The organism is Halomonas sp. (genome assembly GCF_033549285.1).
In the GTDB taxonomy this organism is placed as follows: domain Bacteria; phylum Pseudomonadota; class Gammaproteobacteria; order Pseudomonadales; family Halomonadaceae; genus Halomonas.
Window position 1 is genome coordinate 17404 of record NZ_JAWSUJ010000043.1, and the last position, 17319, is coordinate 34722.

Consider the following 17319-nt stretch of genomic DNA (forward strand, 5'->3'; position numbering starts at 1 on the left):
TCTCCCGTCAGGGGGTCGGCGGCATCACCGGTAGAAGAGTTCCACCAGGCCCATGGGCACGACCGGCACGTAGGTGACCAGCATCAGCAGCACGAACAGCAGGATCATGAAGGGCACATTGGCCTTGGCCACGTCCCAGATGTCAGCCTTGGCCACCGAGCAGGCCGTCATCAGCACGCTGGCCACCGGGGGCGTCTGCTGGCCGATGGCCAGGTTCAGGGTGACGATCATGCCGAAGTGCACCGGGTCGATGCCGACCATCATCACCAGCGGCATGACGATGGGCACGGTGAGGATGATCGCCGCCGCCGAGTGCAGGATCATGCCGATCGCCAGCAGGAAGACGTTGAGCAGCGCCAGCACCATGTACTTGTTGCTGGTGAAGTCGCCGATCACGGCGGCCAGGGTCTGGGGCAGCTGGGCCCGGGTGAGGAAGTCCCCCAGCAGGGCGGAGCTCGCCACCAGCAGCATGACCACGGCGGTCTGGACGCCGCCCTCGACCATGGCGCCGCGCAGCGTACTCCAGCGCAGCTCGCCGTAGCGGAAGCTGATCAGCAGCGCCGCGACCACCGCCAGGGCGGCGCCTTCGGTGGCGGTCATGAAGCCACCGAAGATGCCCCCGAGGATGATCAGCGGCAGCAGGAAGGCGAGGCCCGCCGCCTTGAAGGTGGCCCAGACTCGCTTGAGCTGGAAGGCTTCCTCGACCGGGTACTTGTAGCGGACGGCGAAGAACCAGGCGAGCGCCATCATCGACAACCCGCCGAGCAGCCCCGGCACGATGCCGGCCACGAACAGCTGCACCACCGAGGTGTCGGCCATGGCGGCATACAGGATCATCGGGATGGAAGGCGGGATGATGATCGCCAGCGACGCCGAGGAGGAGGTGATCGCCGCGGTGAAGTCCGCCGGATAGCCCTTCTTCTTCATCGCCGGCATCAGGATGGAGCCGAGGGCGGCGACGTCGGCCACCGCCGAGCCCGAGATCTCGGCGAAGAACAGCGAGGTGCCGATGTTGACCATCGCCAGCCCGCCGCGGATGAAGCCGAGCAGCGCCGAGGCGAAGTCGATCAGCCGCCGGGAGATGCCGCCGGTGTTCATGATGGCCCCGGCCAGCACGAACAGCGGGATGGCGATCAGCGGGAACTTGGTCGAGCCATCGAACATCACGATGGGGAAGCTGAGCAGGCTGTTCGGGCCCTGCAGCACCAGCATGGCCAGCAGCGACACCGCGCCCAGCGCCACGGCGATGGGGATATTGATGAAGATCATCGCCAGGCCGGCCAGGAGGATCAGGGCAGTCGTCATTGCGCTTCCTCCACGATGTCATGCTCCGAGGGCGGCGCCTTGCCATGCCAGGCTTCGCGCAGGATGGTGGGCAGGTTGACCAGCTCGGCGATGACGTAGAGCGCGGCACCGATGGGAATGGTCGACTGGGTGACGGCGATCGGGATCGGCACGCTGACCAGGGTGGACCCGCCGAGGATCTGGATGACCTGCACGCCATAGACGGCAAGCATCACGAAGAAGGTGATGATGATGGCCTCGCCGATCACCACCAGCGTCACGCGCACGGCACGTGGCCGCGAATAGACGAGGCCAGGCACGCTGATATGGGCACGCTTGAGGGCGGCGAGGGCGGCGCCGTAGTAGGTCACCCAGGCCAGCATCACGGCGGCCACCTCGTCGTACCAGCTGAGGGAATTGCCGGCAAAGCGGAAGGTGACGCCGAGCAGCACGACGACTGCCAGCGACACCACCAGCAGCATGGTGATGACCTCGAGCAACCACTCGAAGCCGAATCGTAATCTCGCGAGAGACATGAAGTCGCTACTCCGTCGAGTCAGGGAAGGACCGCCCCCATGGGGGGCGGTCAGGAAGCTCGGCCTGACGGGAGGATCACTCCCCCTTGCCGAGCTCCAGCACGCGATCGATCAGATCGCTGCCGCCTTCCACTTCCTCGCCGAAGAGCTCATAGACAGGACCGCTGGCGTCGATGAAGGCCTGCTTGTCGGCCTCGTTGACCTCCATCCCGGCGGCTTCCATCTCGCCGAGAAGTTCCTCGTCCTGCCGGGCGGCCGTCTCGTAGACGAAGTCCTGAACCTCCTGGGCGGTCTCCTCCAGGACCTCACGCACCTCTTCCGGCAGGTCCTCCCAGTGGCTCCTGGAGACCACCACGTAGGCCGGCGTGTAGACGTGGCCGGTCAGCGACAGGTAGTCCTGGACCTCCTGGAACTTCTGGGAGTAGATCTGCACCAGGGGGTTCTCCTGGCCATCCATGGTGCCGGTCTGCAGCGCCGTGAACACTTCCGAGAGGGCCATGGGTGACGGGTTGGCGCCGTACTCCTCGAACATGCGCACGCGCCACTTCCCCTTGGGGGTGCGCAGCTTGAGGCCATCCAGGTCCTCCGGCGTGTTGATGGGTCGAACATTATTGGTGATCTGGCGGAAGCCGTTCTCCCAGACGGCGAGGATCTTGTAGCCCTCCTCCTCCACCAGCGGATAGAGCTCCGGCTCGAGCACCTCCTCGATGACCCGCTTCATGTGCTCCCGGTCCTTGATCAGGTAGGGCATCTCGAACAGGCCGAACTCGTCGACCACCGAGGACATCACGGTGGAGGGCAGCGTGAAGGTGAGCTGGCCGAGCTTGAGCTTCTGCATCATGGAGCTGTCGCCACCCAGCTGGCTCGAGCCGTAGACCTCCACCTCATAGTCATCGCCCAGCCGCTCGTTGGCGCGCTTGGCAAACTCCGTGGCGGAGGCATCGAACAACGACCCGGGGTTGCCGACGTGGCCGAACTGCAACTCGGTCTGCGCCATGCCCAGGCCAGGCGCCATGGCGGCCGCCAGGGCAGTGACGGCGAAGGCTGTCTTGATCACTTTCATGGGATACTCCGGTGCTGGCTTGTTGTTGTACGCGTCTTGCCGGTGAGCCGAGCTCGCCCCGGCAACTTCCAGCAGTGGCGGGCACCCGGATTGTGGTGTTGTCGCTATGCGGTGGCCGCCATGCCTCACCGATTCAATTTGAATTCAAAATTCATAATCAGATATTGAACTTTAGTCGTTCCATACCAGCGGAGAGCCACCGCGAGAGAGAAAGGTGCCTCTCATTCCGGCTCACGCCCCCAGGCGAGACCGGCGGCCTCTATGCCGGCGATCGCGGCCGCCTCATCCTCGCCGGAGCTTGCCCCGCTGGCCCCGACGGCGCCGATCACCTGCCCTTCATCGTCGAGTATCGGAACCCCGCCGGCCACCGGCACGAAGTGCCCCGCCGAGGCCGCGGCCACGCTGGCCAGAAAGGCAGGACGCTCGACATTGCGCTCCCCCACCACACCGCTGGCGATGCCGTTCCCCAGGGCGGCGAAGGCCTTGCCCTGGGCCACCGGAAAGCGCAGCGGGGCACAGCCGTCCTCGCGCTCGGCGGCGACGACGTGACCGCCACCGTCGAGCACCACCAGGGTGAGAGGCTCCATTCCGGCATCACGCGCCCTGGCGAAGGCCCCGTCGAGGATGGCCCTGGCCTGCGAACGGCCAAGCTGGAAGTGACTGCGAAAGACCTTGCCGGCCATGGAAGACTCCTGATGATGGTCGAGGTGGATATTGGCTGCATTTTGAATTCATAATACCTTTCGTGACGGAATGCCAGCCTGGCCCATCTCTCCCCGGGGTGCCCCGGCCGGCGACGCGGCCGTCACCCCGACTGCAACCATCAGGACGCCATTGCCTCGAGGGACCCATGCCATGAGCAAGATCCAGCAGCGCAGCCTCTACCTGGATGTGGCCGACCGCGTCCAGGAGCTCATCGAGCAGGGGGACCTCGCTCCCGGCGAGCGGATATCCGAGAAGCAGCTCTGCGAGCGGTTCGGGGTCTCTCGCACGCCGCTTCGCGAGGCGCTGAAGGTCCTCGCCTCCGAGGGCCTGGTCGAGCTGCTGACCAACCGCGGCGCCCGGGTGGTTCGCCTGACCCTGAAGATGGTGAAGGACACCTACGACCTGATGGGAGCCCTGGAGGGGCTCTCCGGCGAGCTCGCCTGCCAGAACATCAGCGACGAGGGGATCCGGGACATCCGTGCGCTGCATGACGAGATGCTGCGGCACTATCGCGAACGCAACCTGCCGGACTACTTCCGGGTCAACCAGCGCATCCACGAGGGGATCCTGGCCGCCTCGGGGAACGAGGTACTGCAGGAGACCTACAGCAACCTCAACCAGCGGGTGAAGCGGGTCCGCTACTCAAAGAAGATGACCGACGACTTCTGGCGCAAGGCCGTCCAGGACCACGAGCACATGATCCTCGCCCTGGAGGCGCGCGACGGGAGGCGACTGGGCCAGATCCTGCGCGACCATCTCTGCAACAAGCTCGAGGTGGCCTCCCTCGCCGGCGTGGTCGAGGACGAGAGCGCCCTCGACGTCGCCACCTCCTGACCCCTACCCCCAGCCCTCGAGGCGCATGGCCGAGCGCTCCAGCCGCTGGTCCTCCGCCTCGATCTCGCGCAGCTGCTCGCCCACCCCGGAGAGGTGCTCCAGGGCGACACGCCGGGCGAGGACCGGCTTGCCCTCGATCACCGCGCGATAGAGCCGCGCATGCTGGCGATTGATCATCTCGCGGGAGCTCGGGCGGTGATAGAGGTTCTTCACCGAGGCGAACACCGAGCTCAGCAGCAGGTCGGTCAGGCTCTGCAGGGTGTGCACCAGCACCGGGTTGTGGGAGGCCTGGCAGATGGCCAGGTGGAAGCCGTGGTCGAGCCGCGCCAGGCGCTCGACGTCGACCGACTCGGCGCTCTCCACATAGTCGACCATCGCCTGATAGCGGCGGGTGATCAGCACCCGGTCGGAGGGCGTGCCCCGGCTGGCCGCCAGGCTGGCCGACTCCCCCTCGAGCAGGGCCCGAACCTCCAGCAGGTCGAACAGCGTCCGCGGGTGGTCGCGGAAGAGATGCATCAGCGGCGTGTCCTGGGCCGCCGTGACCAGCTCGGCCACCACCGAGCCCCGCCCCTGCCGGGTGACGATCACGCCCTTGCTGCGCAGCGTCCTGAGCGCCTCCCTCAGGGAGGCACGGGAGACCTGCAGCCGCTCACTCAGGCGACGCTCGGAGGGCAGCAGCTGGCCCGGGCGGAACACGCCGTCGAGAATCAGCTCCTCGAGCCGGGCCGCGATGGCATCGGGCGTGCGCGAGGTGGTGACCAGCTCATCATGGTAGCGGGGCATGACCGTCTCCTCCGGGGATATCCTCACGCGGCGCGAGGGTGTAGCTTGGAAAACCTTTCCAGAATCATACTCACAACTGGTCTGACCAGCGAACCAGAGACTGGACAGGCCCGTCAAGAAGGCACAGATTGAAGGCCACCACCGGACACCTGCCCGGCCCGCGCGGGTCATGGGCCATCCAGCGAGGAAGCCACATGAACATCCTCTATGACGAGCGGCTCGACGGCGAGCTGCCGGACATCGACAAGGCCGACGTCCTGGCCGACCTGCAGCAGGCCGCGCCCGGGCTCACCCTGCTGCACCGCGAGGAGGACCTGCGCCCCTTCGAGTGTGACGGCCTCTCCGCCTACCGCGTGCTGCCCATGCTGGTCGCCCTGCCCGAGACCCTCGAGCAGGTCGAGACGCTGATGAAGCGCTGCCGCGCCCTGGGCGTGCCGGTGGTGACCCGCGGGGCCGGCACCGGCCTCTCCGGCGGTGCCCTGCCCCTGGAGAAGGGGGTGCTGCTGGTGATGTCGCGCTTCAACCGCATCCTCGACGTGGACCCGGACGCCCGCATCGCCCGGCTCCAGCCCGGCGTGCGCAACCTGGCGATCTCCGAGGCGGCGGCCCCCTACGGCCTCTACTATGCGCCGGACCCCTCCTCGCAGATCGCCTGCTCCATCGGCGGCAACGTGGCCGAGAATGCCGGAGGCGTGCACTGCCTGAAGTACGGGCTGACCGTGCACAACGTCATGAAGGTGGAGGTGATCACCATCGAGGGCGAGCGCATGACGCTCGGCAGCGAGGCGCTGGACGCCCCGGGCCTCGACCTGCTGGCCCTGTTCACCGGCTCCGAGGGCATGCTCGGCGTGGTCACCGAGATCACCGTCAAGCTGCTGCCCAAGCCCGAGACCGCCAAGGTGCTGATGGCCAGCTTCGACGACGTCGAGAAGGCCGGCCGGGCGGTGGGCGACATCATCGCCGCGGGCATCATCCCCGGTGGGCTCGAGATGATGGACAAGCTCGCCATCCGCGCCGCCGAGGACTTCGTCAAGGCCGGCTATCCGGTGGAGGCCGAGGCCATCCTGCTCTGCGAGCTGGACGGGGTGGAGGCCGACGTCGACGACGACTGCGCCACCGTGCGCGCGGTGCTCGAGAAGGCCGGGGCCACCGGCATCCAGCAAGCCCGCGACGAGGCCGAGCGCGCCACCTTCTGGGCGGGGCGCAAGAACGCCTTCCCGGCGGTGGGCCGCATGTCCCCGGACTACTACTGCATGGACGGCACCATCCCGCGCCGCGAGCTGCCGCGGGTGCTGAAGGGCATCGCCGACTTCTCCGAGGAGTATGGCCTGCGGGTCGCCAACGTCTTCCATGCCGGCGACGGCAACATGCACCCGCTGATCCTCTTCGATGCCAACCGCCCGGGCGAGCTGGAGCAGGCCGAGGAACTCGGCGGCAAGATCCTCGAGCTGTGCGTCGAGGTCGGCGGCTCGATCACCGGCGAGCACGGCGTGGGCCGCGAGAAGATCAACCAGATGTGCGCCCAGTTCAACCCGGGCGAACTGGCCACCTTCCATGCAGTCAAGGCGACCTTCGACCCCGACCGCCTGCTCAACCCGGGCAAGAACATCCCGACCCTCGCTCGCTGCGCCGAGTTCGGTGCCATGCATGTGCACAACAACGAGCTCCCGCACCCCGAGCTGCCCCGATTCTGAGGATTCCCCATGGTGGAGACACGCCCCCAACCGACCGACCAGGACACCAGCGAGGCGCTCGCCGAACGCGTTCGCCGGGCCACGGCCGAGGGCAGCCCGCTGCGCATCGTCGGCGGTGACACCAAGGCCTTCTACGGCCGCCCCGTCGACGGCGAGACCCTGTCCACCCGCGAGCACCGCGGGATCACCTACTACGACCCGGTGGAGCTGATCGTCTCGGTGCGCAGCGGCACGCCGCTGGCCGAGCTCGAGGCCACCCTGGCCGACAACGGCCAGATGCTCGGCTGCGAGCCGCCCCACTTCGGCGCCGACGCCACCGTGGGCGGCATGGTCGCCACCGGCCTCTCCGGCCCCCGCCGGCCCTGGGCCGGCAGCGTGCGCGACTTCGTGCTGGGCACCCGGGTGATCACCCACGAGGGACACCAGCAGCGCTTTGGCGGCGAGGTGATGAAGAACGTCGCCGGGTACGACCTGTCGCGGCTGATGGTGGGCGCCCAGGGGACCCTGGGGCTGATCACCGAGGTCTCGCTCAAGGTGCTGCCCAGGCCCGGCGCCAGCCACAGCCTGCGCCTCGAGATGCCGCTGGCCGACGCCCAGGCGAGGCTCGCCGAGTGGGGGCGCCACCCGCTGCCCATCACCGCCGCCGCCTGGCACGCCGGCGCCCTGCACCTGCGCCTGGAAGGAGGGCCCAGCTCGGTCGCTGCCACCCGCGAGCGCCTCGGCGGCGACGAGCTGGACGCGGAGTTCTGGACGGCGCTTCGCGAGCAGACGCTGGAGTTCTTCTCCCGCGATGACACCCGCGCCCTGTGGCGCCTCTCGCTGCCCCACAACACGCCTTCGCTGGCGCTTGCCGGCGTCCAGGAAGCGGACCTGCTCCACGACTGGGCCGGCACCCAGCGCTGGCTGCGCAGCGACCTGGACGCCGACACCATCCGCGAGGCCTGCGCCCGCGCCGGCGGCCACGCCACCTGCCTGGGGTCCCGCGAGGGACCGGGCCAGCCCGACCCCTTCATGCCGCTGGAACCGGTGGTGGCGAAGTACCATCGAAACCTGAAAGCCCAGCTGGACCCGAAGGGCATCTTCAACCCGGGCCGACTCTACGCGGAGCTCTGAGATGCAGACGCACTTTACCGAGGAAGACCTCAAGAAGCCCCATATCCGCGAGGCCGACCGCGTCCTGCGCAGCTGCGTGCACTGCGGCTTCTGCAATGCCACCTGCCCCACCTACCAGCTGCTGGGCGACGAGCGTGACGGCCCCCGCGGGCGCATCTACCTGATGAAGGAGATGCTCGAGAGCCCGGAGGACGACACCCAGGTGACCGAGGAGACGCGGCTGCACCTCGACCGCTGTCTCACCTGTCTCAACTGCGAGACCACCTGCCCCTCCGGGGTGGAGTACCACAAGCTGGTCAATATCGGCCGTGCCGAGATCGAGCGGCGCGTGCCCCGCTCGCTGCCCGAGCGCACGCTGCGCTACGGGCTGCGCAAGGCGCTGGTGGAGCCCGCGCGCTTCAAGGCGCTGCTCAAGCTGGGCCAGACCTTCCGGCCGCTGGTGCCGGGCACCCTCAGGGACAAGATGCCCCCGGCGCCGGTGGATGCGGGCGCTCGCCCCGAGGGCAAGCGACACGCGCGCCAGATGCTCATTCTCGAGGGCTGCGTGCAGCCCGGGCTCTCGCCCAATACCAATGCCGCCACCGCCCGGGTACTGGACCGCCTGGGGATCGGCCTGATCCCGGCCCCCGAGGCCGGCTGCTGCGGTGCCATCGACTTCCACCTCAACGCCCAGGAGGCCGGGCGGGCCCGCATGCGCGCCAACATCGACGCCTGGTGGCCCCACGTGGAGGCCGGCTGCGAAGCCATCGTGCAGACCGCCAGCGGCTGCGGCGCCTTCGTCAAGGAGTACGGGGAGATGCTCGCCGACGACCCCGACTATGCCCACAAGGCCGAGCGCATCAGCGCGCTCGCCAAGGACCTCGTGGAGGTGCTGCGCGACGAGGATCTCACCGGCCTCGAGGTGAAGGAGCGCCGCCGGCTCGCCTTCCACTGCCCCTGCACCCTCCAGCACGCCCAGAAGCTCGGCGGCGCCGTGGACCAGGTGCTCGGCCGGCTCGGCTTCGCCCTTACCCCGGTGCAGGACGCCCACCTCTGCTGCGGCTCGGCGGGCACCTACTCCGTCACCCAACCGGAACTTGCCACCCAGCTGCGCGACAACAAGCTCGACAACCTCGAGGCCGGCAACCCGGAGGTGATCGTCACGGCCAATATCGGCTGCCAGACCCACCTGGCCGGGGCCAACCGCACCCCGGTGAGGCACTGGATCGAGATCGTCGACGAGGCACTGGCATGAACGATCGTCACGGCGCTCAATCATTCAGCTGCCAGACCCACCTGGCCGGCGCCAACCGCACTCCGGTGAGGCACTGGATCGAGATCGTCGACGAGGCACTGGCATGATGCTCACCTCGAACTGATCGCGAGGGGCGTCGGTGGCAAGCCGAAGGGGAGGTCCTACGCCATGGATGGCGTCGGTAGCGTACAAGGATGTATTCACAGCGCCTCCCCGCAGGCTTGCCGACGAGGCAGCCCCGAGTCTTGCAATCCGTTATAGCTTCACTCAATTAAAGGAATCCTACTGATGAACACCAAGCCCGTACTGACCCTGGATGACGTCAACGCCATCCTCGATGCCGCCCAGCAGGAAGCCCAGGCCAACGGCTGGGCCGTGACCGTGGCAGTGGCGGACGATGGCGGCCACCTGCTCGGCCTGCGCCGCCTCGACGGTGCCCCGCCCTTCAGCGCCGACGTCGCCACCGAGAAGGCGCGCAACGCCGCCATCGGGCGCAAGGAGACCCAGGTCTTCGAGGACATGATCAACAACGGCCGGACCGCCTTCGTGACGGCCCCCATGCAGGCCCTGCTGGCCGGCGGCGTCCCGGTGCTCGTCGATGGCCAGGTGGCCGGCAGCGTCGGCATCTCCGGCGTCAAGCCGGACCAGGACGTCCAGGTCGCCAAGGCCGGCGTCGCCGCCATCGGCTGAACGCCTCGCGCTCTGCCCACGACCAGGCCCCGCTTGTGCGGGGCCTTCCCGATGGCAGTCCCGCCCCACGCTCGTGGGCCATGGCACTCGCCCCGGGAGTGGTCCAGACTGACACGATACCCGGTCAGGCCGAGGCCTCAGTCGCACAGGAGGAGCCGATGGCGGGAGGATGGTCGAAGGATGGTGCCGTCCAGGAACAGATCGACAGCACCGTCGAGGATGCCCTGGCACGTTCGCGTCGGCAGTTACCGGAGGGCGAGAGCGCCGAGCACTGCGACGAGTGCGGGGAACCCATCCCCCAGGCGCGCCGCGAGGCGATCAGGGGGGTGCGCTTCTGCGTCACCTGCCAGGCCGAGCGTGACAAGCGTCCCTCGGGGCACAGCGGCTACAACCGCCGCGGCAGCAAGGACAGCCAGCTGCGCTGACGTGCCCCACTTGCGGTCGGAAGCGCCCTGTCCCTCAGGACGCCCCTTCCTCCTCGGCCGTTTCATCACGCTGCTCCTCGCACTCCTCCTGCTGATCTCCTTCCGCTTCTTCCCCTTCCGCGGGGGGGCAACCGAACCAGTTCTCCGTCGGCTCGGCCCCGCCTCCCGGCGCCTCCTTGGTACCCCGCTCGTCCGACTCGGCCTTCTCGAGATGCTCCTCCATTCGCTGGTCGGCGGCATCCGGGCTCTTCTCGCTACCCGATGTTCCCGAGGACTCCTGGGCGACAGCCGTCATCGCCAGCAGGTAAAGGGCCAGGATGGCCAGCAACTTGATCATGCGCAGACTCCTTGCAAGTGGTCAGGGGTGTCGTTTCATCCCGCTCCTTGAGCTAAGCGGCAATTTACCGAGACCACAAGTGGTGTCTCTTCACGATCAACAACGGCCGGGTAGACTGCCGGCAGGACCGGCCGCGGCGCACTACACTGAGCAGTGTCCGTGACCGGCCAGCATGAGCCCTGCGCCGCAAGGCCGAATCGCGAGCCGACCACGGCCATCCCCCCACCCCATGTCGGGAGGCTACCGAGATGATCAAGAAGCTCTTCACCGCCCTGGCGGTCATGCTTTTCACGGCGTCCGCCTGGGCCAGCATGTGCCCGTCCCTGATGGGCGAGATCGACAAGGCCCTGCAGGACGATGCGGCTGTTGCCGAGCTCGACGAGGCCACTCTCGAGGAGGTCCGCGACCTCCGGGCCCGCGGAGAGGAAGCCCACAAGGCCGGCGACCACGACGAGTCGGTGGCCCTGCTGGAAGAGGCCAAGGAGAAACTGGGCATGATGTAGGGCCGGCTCCTCATGCCAGCCGGCAGGATCTCGTGAGCCCCGAGAATTCGGGGCTCACGCTTTTTCGGGAATGGAAGGCCATCAAGGCCGTCGACGCAGTTCCCCGTTCAGCGCCTCGATGGTGTGCAGCACATCACCGGCATCACGATGGAGTGACGTTGGGATATGGGGCTCATCGCACTATCATGCCTCCTTTCCGGCCTTCGCCAGCATCAGGCCGGGGTTCAACGTACCGAGGATGCCATGCCACTGCTCACCTTCCTGCCCCCGCTGGGCGCCGTGCTGATCTGGTCGGGCAACATGACCATCAACCAGCTCACCGTGGGCAGCATCGCCCCGAGCAGCATCGCCTTCCTGCGCTGGGTGCTGGCGCTGGCGGTGCTGACCCCCTTCGTGCTGCCCGTTGCCTGGCGCCATCGCGACGCCATCCGCCGCCACTGGCCGAAGCTCGCCCTGCTGGGGCTGCTGGGCATGGCCATGTGGCAGGGGCTGGCCTATGTGGCCGCCGAGACCACCTCGGCCACCAACATGGGCATCCTGGCGGCCATGGTGCCGCTGCTGACCGTGCTGCTCAGCGCGCTGATCCTGCGCGAGCCACCGAGCCTCGGCGGCACCCTGGGCGGGGTGCTGGCCCTGGCCGGGGTGTCGGTGCTGCTGGGGCATGGCGACCCGCGGTCGCTGCTCGAGCTCGAGGTGGCCCTCGGTGACCTGCTGATGGTGGTGGCCGCCACCTGCTACGCGCTCTACGGGGTGATGCTCAAGCGCTGGCCCCTGGACATGCCGCCCTGGGTGGTGCTCTACCTCCAGGCGGCCTTCGCCACCCTCTTCCTGCTGCCCGGCTACCTGATCGGCCCCATGACGCCGGTGGACGGTCACAACGTCTGGCTGATCCTCTATGCGGGGATCCCCGCCTCGATCATCACCACCTTCCTGTGGATGCGGGCCATCCGCCAGATCGGCGCCAGCCAGGCCAGCATCTTCATCAACCTGATGCCGGTGTTCAGTGCCCTGATCGCCATGGCCTTCCTCGGCGAGCGGGTCGCGCTGTTCCACCTGACCGGCGGGGCCCTGGTGCTGGCGGGGGTGGTCATGGCCCAGACCCTCACCCGGCCGCTGGGGCGGCTCACGGCACGCGCGACGCGCCTCGACCGGGGCCCGCGCTGAGCATGATAGACTGCGGCGAGACTGCCCCCTGACCCGAAGGAAGGACGCCCCATGTCCCTCGACGACCTGCACCTCAACCTGCGCAACCTCACCCCGGACGACTACCCGCAGCTCCAGGCGCTGATGGACCGGGTCTACGACGACATCGGCGGCGCCTGGCCCAGGCCTACCATCGACAAGCTGATCAAGGAGTTCCCCGACGGGCAGATCGTCATCGAGGATGACGAGACCATCGTCGGCGTGGCCCTGACCGCGCTTGTCGACTACGACACCTTCTCCAACCCCCACAAGTACGATGACCTGATCGGCAAGCGCGAGACCATCCTCAACGACCCTGATGGCGACGCCATGTACGGGCTCGACGTGCTGATCCATCCGGATTATCGCGGCTACCGCCTGGGACGGCGCCTCTACGAGGCGCGCAAGGAGCTGTGCCGCTCCATGAACCTCAGGGCGATCCTGGCCGGCGGGCGCATCCCCCAGTACCACGAACACGCCCACGAGCTCTCCCCGGCCGAGTACCTCGACAAGGTGGCGCGTAAGGAGATCCACGATCCCATCCTCTCCTTCCAGCTGGCCAACGACTTCCAGGTCAAGCGGCTGCTGCGCAAGTACCTGCCGGAGGACGAGAAGTCCCAGGGCTATGCCACCCTGCTGGAATGGAACAATATCCTCTTCGAGCCGGCGGAACGGGTGCTGGAGAACCGCCCCACCCAGGTGCGCGTCGGCGCCGTGCAGTGGCAGATGCGCGAGTTCGACTCGGTGGAGTCGGTGCTGCAGCAGGTGGAGTACTTCGTCGATGCCCTGGCCGACTACCAGAGCGACTTCGCGGTCTTCCCGGAGCTGTTCAACGCCCCGCTGATGGGGCTGCAGGACCGCGCCGCCCAGCAGGACCAGATGGCCGCCATCCGCTTCCTGGCCGGCTTCACCGAGCAGTTCAAGACCGAGCTGTCGCGCATGGCGGTCTCCTACAACATCAACATCATCGCCGGCTCGATGATCGAGCTGGGCGAGGACGACCTCCTCTACAACATCGCCTACCTGTGTCATCGCGACGGCACCATCGAGCGCCAGGCCAAGCTTCACATCACGCCCCAGGAGCGCCGCGACTGGGTGATCGAGGGCGGCGACGAACTGCTGGTGTTCCAGACCGATGCCGGCCGGGTGGGCATCCAGATCTGCTACGACGTGGAATTTCCCGAGCTCTCGCGTCTGCTCGCCGACCAGGAGATGGACATCCTCTTCGTGCCCTTCTGGACCGACACCAAGAACGGCTACCTGCGGGTGCGCCACTGCGCCCAGGCCCGTGCCATCGAGAACGAGTGTTACGTGGTGCTGTGCGGCAGCGTCGGCAACGTGCCCTCCATCGAGAACATGGAGATCCAGTACGCCCAGTCGTCGGTCTTCTCGCCCTCGGACTTCGCCTTCCCCCACGATGCCGTGCTCTCCGAGACCACGCCCAACACCGAGATGATCATGTTCTCGGACCTCGACCTGACCCGCCTGACCGTGGTGCGCGCCGAGGGCTCGGTGACCAACCTCAAGGACCGCCGCAAGGACCTCTTCGACCTGCGCTGGCGGGACTGGTCCTGGAAGTCCGGGGCCAACCTGGAGGAGAGCTGACGCCATGCTCGGCCGGCTGCTGCGCCTGGGGGGGCGGCGCTTCGAAGAGCGTCACCCCTTTCCCGAGGCGACCTGGCGCGAGGCCCGGGAACGACTGCCACTGCTCGCCGCCCTGCCCGACGAGCTGGCCGAACGGCTCGGCCGGCGCGCCTGGCGGTTCGTGCACGACAAGCGCCTGAGCCTGCACCCGGAGCTCGCCGAGACCACCGACTTCGACCCGCCCGCCCGGCTGGCCCTGGCGGCCCAGGCCTGCCTGCTGACCCTGGGCTGGGAGGAGGACGAGCACCGCGAGGCCTTCGCCAACGTCCACGAGATCCTGATCCTGCCCGAGGCCTTCCGGCGCCGGGTGGAGGAGATGGACGAGGCCGGCGTGGTCCACGAGTACGTCGACGAGCGCGCCGGCGAGACCTCCTCCCAGGGGCCGGTGGTGGTCTCCTTTCCCGACCTGATGGAGAGCGGCGACTTCTCGGGCTTCAACGTGCTGATCCACGAGCTGGCCCACAAGCTCGACCTGGGCAATTCCCTGGATGTGGACGGCTTTCCGCCGCTGCCCCGGGAGATCGACCCGAGGGAGTGGCACCGGGTCTTCACGGGCGTCTGGGAGGACCTTCAGTCGCGCCTGGCGCACGGCGAGCCGACGCCCATCGACGACTACGCGGCGACCCATCCCGGCGAGTGCTTCGCGGTCTGCTGCGAGCACTTCTTCACGGCCCCGGACGTGCTGCACGCCGCCTATCCCGAGCTCCATGAGCTGCTAGCGCGTTACTTCCGCCAGGATCCCCTGACACGCTGCCCCCCGGCGGCTCACCCCGGCTCGGCATCCACCTCGCGGCAGAGCCACGACCACAGCAGCGACGCCTCCTCCTGACGCTGGCCGCGGGACGGGCGCACCAGCCAGAAGCGCTCCTCGGTGGGCACGGCGAGGGCAAATGGCGCGACCAGGTCATCACGCGCCTCGAAGAGGCGGCGATGGGCCAGCGCCACCCCACCGCCCTGGGCAGCCAGGGCCAAGGTCATGACCTGGTTGTCGCAGGTCAGCGCCGGAGAGCGTGACTCGAGGCCGGCCAGCCCGGCCCGCTCCAGCCAGCTCGGCCAGCCCACGGCGAAGCCCGCCGCATGCAGCAGCGTCACCCCCGCCAGGTCATCGGGTGCCACCAGGCCTTGGGCCAACGCCGGGGCACACACCGGCAGCAGGCTTTCACGACCCAGCGACAGCGCCTCCATGCCCGACCAGCCACCGCGTCCGTAGCGGATCTCGATATCCGCCCCCTCGGGGCCGAACTCGTCGGACCAGATGGCACTGACCAGGCGCACGGCGATCGCCGGATGGGCACGATGGAAGGCCAGCAGCCGGGGCGCCAGCCAGTTCTGCTGGATGACCGGCGTGGTGCGCAGCGTGACCGAGCGTGCCGGTGCGCTGCCGAACACCTCGCGGGTACCCTCACCGATGCGCGCGAACCCCTCGTGGATGCTGGGCAGCCAGGCCTGGCCCGCCGGCGTGAGCGTGAGGCTTCGCGGGTGACGCACGAAGAGCTTCTGCCCCAGGCGGTCCTCGAGCAGCCGGATGCGCTGGCTGATGGCCGCCTGGGTCACCCCCAGCTCGCGGCCGGCGGCCGTGAAGCTCAGGGTGCGCGCGGCTGCCTCGAAGGCCTGCAGCCAGGTCAGCGGAGGCAAGGCACTCATGAAATAGCCACCCATAAGCTCTGCTTGGTCATAGGGGCCAGATTAATCGTTTGTCAGCCACCCGGCCAGTCGTCACCCTCGGTACCCCCGATGCCCGACATGCCAGAGGAGGACCGGATGGACGCCACTGCCCCCCACGCCGCCACCGCCGCGCCGGTGGAGATGCACGAGCTCACCCCCTACGCCGAGGCCCCGCGGCTGCGCGATGGCCGGGCCGACGAGACCGGCATCCGCCTGGCCTGGGAGGATGGCGAGCAGGCCCGCCTGCCCTGGCTCTGGCTGCGCGACCACTGTCCCTGCCGCGCCTGCCGCCATCCACAGACCCGCGAGCGCCTCGTCCTGCCGCTGCCGGCCATCGCCCGCCCACGGGAGGCTCGCGTCGAGGCCGGCCACCTGCACCTGGTATGGGAGGACGGCCACGAGAGCCGCTTCGACGGTGGCTGGCTCCACCAGCGCCGCCCCGGCGTGGAAGCGGCCACGGCGCTACCCGCGCCGCGCCCCTGGCCCGAGGGATTTCGCCCCGAGCGGGTCGACCACGCCGCCTTCACAGGTTCCGTCGAGGGCGAGCGGGCCTGGCTCGAGGCCTTGCTGCGCGACGGCCTGGTGCTGCTCGACAACGGGCCGCTGGCCGACGAGGAGGTGAGCCGCCTGGCCCGGCGCATCGGCCCGCTTCGCTCGACCAACTTCGGCGCCCGCTTCGATGTCCGCTCCACGCCCAACCCCAACAACGCCGCCTACACCGCCATCGGCCTGGCACTGCACACCGACCTCCCGAACTGGCGCCAGCCGCCGGACATCCAGCTGCTCTACTGCCTGGAGAACGATGCCGAAGGCGGCGAGTCACTGTTCGCCGACGGCTACCGGGTCGCCGAGGCCCTGCGCCGCGAGGCCCCGGAGGCCTTTCGCCTGCTCAGCGAGACGCCCATCGACTTCCGCTTCCAGGACGAGGAGCAGGACATCGCCGTGCGTGCGCCGATCCTGAGTTGCGACGCTGACGGTCGCGTGGTGGAGGTGCGTTTCAACAACTGGATCCGCGACACCCTGCGCCTGCCGTCAGACACCATCGAGGCCTGGTACGCCGCCTATCACCGCTTCTGGACGCTGCTGAACGAGCCCCGCTACCGACTCGCGTTCAGCCTGGCCCCGGGCGAGATGGTCGCCTTCGACAACCGCCGCGCACTGCACGGCCGCGGCGCCTTCGACCCCGACAGCGGGGGACGCCACCTGCAGGGCACCTATCTCGACCGCGACATGCTCGAGTCGCGGCTGCGGGTGCTGGCGCGCCAGCCCTGAGCCACCGGGGGAAGGGTGATCATGGCGTCACGCCTCGCTCGCCCCCCGACCCGTTCCTTGCGGGCCGGCCAGTCCCCTGCCGGGAGTGGAGATCACCGGGCGTGTCCACATCCCGGTGAATACCCGGGTCCTTGACAGGGATCAGGTGAAGCCGCGAGACATGCCGGCGCACCACTTCGCGAGCCCCCCGGTCGCCCTGCAGTGCTGCAAGCTCGGGCCATAGCGTCCGGCCGAACAGCACCGGATGGCCAGGCCGCCCTCCGTGGACCGGACGGAGGATCGTGTCCCGGCGTGCCGCCCGGCCCAGCGAGGCCAGGGTGGACGGGGCGATGTCCGGCATGTCGCCCAGCAGCAC

General features: G+C 68.5%; 19 protein-coding genes. 11 read left to right on the plus strand and 8 right to left on the minus strand.

Features of this window, described 5'->3' with window-relative positions; translation table 11 throughout:
* Positions 1-24: 24 nt before the first annotated feature.
* The 4 genes from SCI24_RS11270 to SCI24_RS11285 all read right to left on the minus strand — a co-directional run bounded on the left by SCI24_RS11270 (position 25) and on the right by SCI24_RS11285 (position 3566).
* The gene (locus tag SCI24_RS11270; protein ID WP_318725462.1) at positions 25-1305 is read right to left on the minus strand and encodes a TRAP transporter large permease; all 1281 of its coding nucleotides are present in this window, start codon (positions 1303-1305) and stop codon (positions 25-27) included.
* Complete coding sequence (locus SCI24_RS11275) at positions 1302-1820, minus strand: TRAP transporter small permease (RefSeq protein ID WP_318725463.1); 519 nt, start codon at positions 1818-1820, stop codon at positions 1302-1304. Before SCI24_RS11275 ends, SCI24_RS11270 begins: the two co-directional genes overlap by 4 nt.
* A gap of 76 nt (positions 1821-1896) precedes the next feature.
* Positions 1897-2883 carry a TRAP transporter substrate-binding protein gene (locus SCI24_RS11280; protein ID WP_318725464.1) on the minus strand — a complete coding sequence of 329 codons (987 nt, stop codon included), beginning with the start codon at positions 2881-2883 and terminating at the stop codon, positions 1897-1899.
* 221 nt (positions 2884-3104) lie between these two features.
* The gene (locus SCI24_RS11285) at positions 3105-3566 is read right to left on the minus strand and encodes a GlcG/HbpS family heme-binding protein (protein WP_318725465.1); all 462 of its coding nucleotides are present in this window, start codon (positions 3564-3566) and stop codon (positions 3105-3107) included.
* A gap of 172 nt (positions 3567-3738) precedes the next feature.
* On the opposite strand from SCI24_RS11285, the gene SCI24_RS11290 reads away from it, so the two are divergent.
* Positions 3739-4422, plus strand: coding sequence for a GntR family transcriptional regulator (locus SCI24_RS11290; RefSeq protein WP_318725466.1), 684 nt, complete (start codon positions 3739-3741; stop codon positions 4420-4422).
* A gap of 3 nt (positions 4423-4425) precedes the next feature.
* Here SCI24_RS11290 and glcC read toward each other — a convergent pair whose 3' ends face one another.
* Positions 4426-5205: a transcriptional regulator GlcC gene (gene glcC / locus SCI24_RS11295; RefSeq protein WP_106230840.1), complete on the minus strand. Its 780-nt coding sequence runs from the start codon at positions 5203-5205 to the stop codon at positions 4426-4428.
* A 194-nt stretch (positions 5206-5399) separates the two neighbouring features.
* Between glcC and glcD the strand changes: the two genes are divergently transcribed.
* The 5 genes from glcD (at position 5400) to SCI24_RS11320 (ending at position 10361) form a co-directional block, all read left to right on the plus strand.
* A complete protein-coding gene (gene glcD, locus SCI24_RS11300) occupies positions 5400-6899 on the plus strand; it encodes a glycolate oxidase subunit GlcD (RefSeq protein WP_318725467.1) in 1500 nt (499 codons plus the stop codon).
* Between the two features lie 9 nt (positions 6900-6908).
* Positions 6909-8012 (plus strand): glycolate oxidase subunit GlcE, encoded by a 1104-nt coding sequence (glcE, locus tag SCI24_RS11305; protein WP_318725468.1) that lies wholly within the window; start codon positions 6909-6911, stop codon positions 8010-8012.
* A 1-nt stretch (position 8013) separates the two neighbouring features.
* Positions 8014-9246, plus strand: a complete 1233-nt coding sequence (glcF, locus tag SCI24_RS11310; RefSeq protein ID WP_318725469.1) for a glycolate oxidase subunit GlcF — start codon at positions 8014-8016, stop codon at positions 9244-9246.
* Between the two features lie 288 nt (positions 9247-9534).
* Complete coding sequence (locus tag SCI24_RS11315) at positions 9535-9936, plus strand: heme-binding protein (RefSeq protein WP_318725470.1); 402 nt, start codon at positions 9535-9537, stop codon at positions 9934-9936.
* A 158-nt stretch (positions 9937-10094) separates the two neighbouring features.
* Positions 10095-10361 (plus strand): DksA/TraR family C4-type zinc finger protein, encoded by a 267-nt coding sequence (locus SCI24_RS11320; RefSeq protein WP_318725471.1) that lies wholly within the window; start codon positions 10095-10097, stop codon positions 10359-10361.
* Between the two features lie 34 nt (positions 10362-10395).
* On the opposite strand, the gene SCI24_RS11325 is transcribed toward SCI24_RS11320, so the two are convergent.
* A complete protein-coding gene (locus SCI24_RS11325) occupies positions 10396-10698 on the minus strand; it encodes a hypothetical protein (protein ID WP_318725472.1) in 303 nt (100 codons plus the stop codon).
* 248 nt (positions 10699-10946) lie between these two features.
* On the opposite strand from SCI24_RS11325, the gene SCI24_RS11330 reads away from it, so the two are divergent.
* From SCI24_RS11330 to SCI24_RS11345, 4 genes are all read left to right on the plus strand, one after another.
* Positions 10947-11201, plus strand: coding sequence for a hypothetical protein (locus tag SCI24_RS11330; RefSeq protein ID WP_318725473.1), 255 nt, complete (start codon positions 10947-10949; stop codon positions 11199-11201).
* A gap of 243 nt (positions 11202-11444) precedes the next feature.
* Entirely contained in the window at positions 11445-12365 is a 921-nt protein-coding gene (locus tag SCI24_RS11335) for a DMT family transporter (RefSeq protein WP_318725474.1), read from the plus strand.
* A 51-nt stretch (positions 12366-12416) separates the two neighbouring features.
* On the plus strand, positions 12417-13988 hold the full coding sequence (locus SCI24_RS11340) for a bifunctional GNAT family N-acetyltransferase/carbon-nitrogen hydrolase family protein (protein WP_318725475.1): 1572 nt from the start codon (positions 12417-12419) through the stop codon (positions 13986-13988).
* Between the two features lie 4 nt (positions 13989-13992).
* Positions 13993-14856, plus strand: coding sequence for a zinc-dependent peptidase (locus SCI24_RS11345; protein WP_318725476.1), 864 nt, complete (start codon positions 13993-13995; stop codon positions 14854-14856).
* Here SCI24_RS11345 and SCI24_RS11350 read toward each other — a convergent pair.
* Positions 14793-15671, minus strand: a complete 879-nt coding sequence (locus SCI24_RS11350; RefSeq protein WP_318725477.1) for a LysR substrate-binding domain-containing protein — start codon at positions 15669-15671, stop codon at positions 14793-14795. The genes SCI24_RS11345 and SCI24_RS11350 overlap by 64 nt on opposite strands.
* A 117-nt stretch (positions 15672-15788) precedes the next feature.
* Between SCI24_RS11350 and SCI24_RS11355 the strand changes: the two genes are divergently transcribed.
* A complete protein-coding gene (locus SCI24_RS11355; protein WP_318725478.1) occupies positions 15789-16964 on the plus strand; it encodes a TauD/TfdA family dioxygenase in 1176 nt (391 codons plus the stop codon).
* Between the two features lie 19 nt (positions 16965-16983).
* Here SCI24_RS11355 and SCI24_RS11360 read toward each other — a convergent pair.
* Positions 16984-17319, minus strand: a 336-nt coding sequence (locus tag SCI24_RS11360) for an NTP transferase domain-containing protein (RefSeq protein ID WP_318725479.1), incomplete at its 5' end; no start/stop codon positions are given.

Excerpts from the sequence above, each read along its gene's own strand:
- SCI24_RS11270 (WP_318725462.1), bottom strand. The coding sequence starts at position 1,305 with ATGACGACTGCCCTGATCCTCCTGGCCGGCCTGGCGATGATCTTCATC.
- SCI24_RS11275 (WP_318725463.1), bottom strand. The coding sequence starts at position 1,820 with ATGTCTCTCGCGAGATTACGATTCGGCTTCGAGTGGTTGCTCGAGGTC.
- SCI24_RS11280 (WP_318725464.1), bottom strand. The coding sequence starts at position 2,883 with ATGAAAGTGATCAAGACAGCCTTCGCCGTCACTGCCCTGGCGGCCGCC.
- SCI24_RS11285 (WP_318725465.1), bottom strand. The coding sequence starts at position 3,566 with ATGGCCGGCAAGGTCTTTCGCAGTCACTTCCAGCTTGGCCGTTCGCAG.
- SCI24_RS11290 (WP_318725466.1), top strand. The coding sequence starts at position 3,739 with ATGAGCAAGATCCAGCAGCGCAGCCTCTACCTGGATGTGGCCGACCGC.
- glcC (WP_106230840.1), bottom strand. The coding sequence starts at position 5,205 with ATGCCCCGCTACCATGATGAGCTGGTCACCACCTCGCGCACGCCCGAT.
- glcD (WP_318725467.1), top strand. The coding sequence starts at position 5,400 with ATGAACATCCTCTATGACGAGCGGCTCGACGGCGAGCTGCCGGACATC.
- glcE (WP_318725468.1), top strand. The coding sequence starts at position 6,909 with ATGGTGGAGACACGCCCCCAACCGACCGACCAGGACACCAGCGAGGCG.
- glcF (WP_318725469.1), top strand. The coding sequence starts at position 8,014 with ATGCAGACGCACTTTACCGAGGAAGACCTCAAGAAGCCCCATATCCGC.
- SCI24_RS11315 (WP_318725470.1), top strand. The coding sequence starts at position 9,535 with ATGAACACCAAGCCCGTACTGACCCTGGATGACGTCAACGCCATCCTC.
- SCI24_RS11320 (WP_318725471.1), top strand. The coding sequence starts at position 10,095 with ATGGCGGGAGGATGGTCGAAGGATGGTGCCGTCCAGGAACAGATCGAC.
- SCI24_RS11325 (WP_318725472.1), bottom strand. The coding sequence starts at position 10,698 with ATGATCAAGTTGCTGGCCATCCTGGCCCTTTACCTGCTGGCGATGACG.
- SCI24_RS11330 (WP_318725473.1), top strand. The coding sequence starts at position 10,947 with ATGATCAAGAAGCTCTTCACCGCCCTGGCGGTCATGCTTTTCACGGCG.
- SCI24_RS11335 (WP_318725474.1), top strand. The coding sequence starts at position 11,445 with ATGCCACTGCTCACCTTCCTGCCCCCGCTGGGCGCCGTGCTGATCTGG.
- SCI24_RS11340 (WP_318725475.1), top strand. The coding sequence starts at position 12,417 with ATGTCCCTCGACGACCTGCACCTCAACCTGCGCAACCTCACCCCGGAC.
- SCI24_RS11345 (WP_318725476.1), top strand. The coding sequence starts at position 13,993 with ATGCTCGGCCGGCTGCTGCGCCTGGGGGGGCGGCGCTTCGAAGAGCGT.
- SCI24_RS11350 (WP_318725477.1), bottom strand. The coding sequence starts at position 15,671 with ATGAGTGCCTTGCCTCCGCTGACCTGGCTGCAGGCCTTCGAGGCAGCC.
- SCI24_RS11355 (WP_318725478.1), top strand. The coding sequence starts at position 15,789 with ATGGACGCCACTGCCCCCCACGCCGCCACCGCCGCGCCGGTGGAGATG.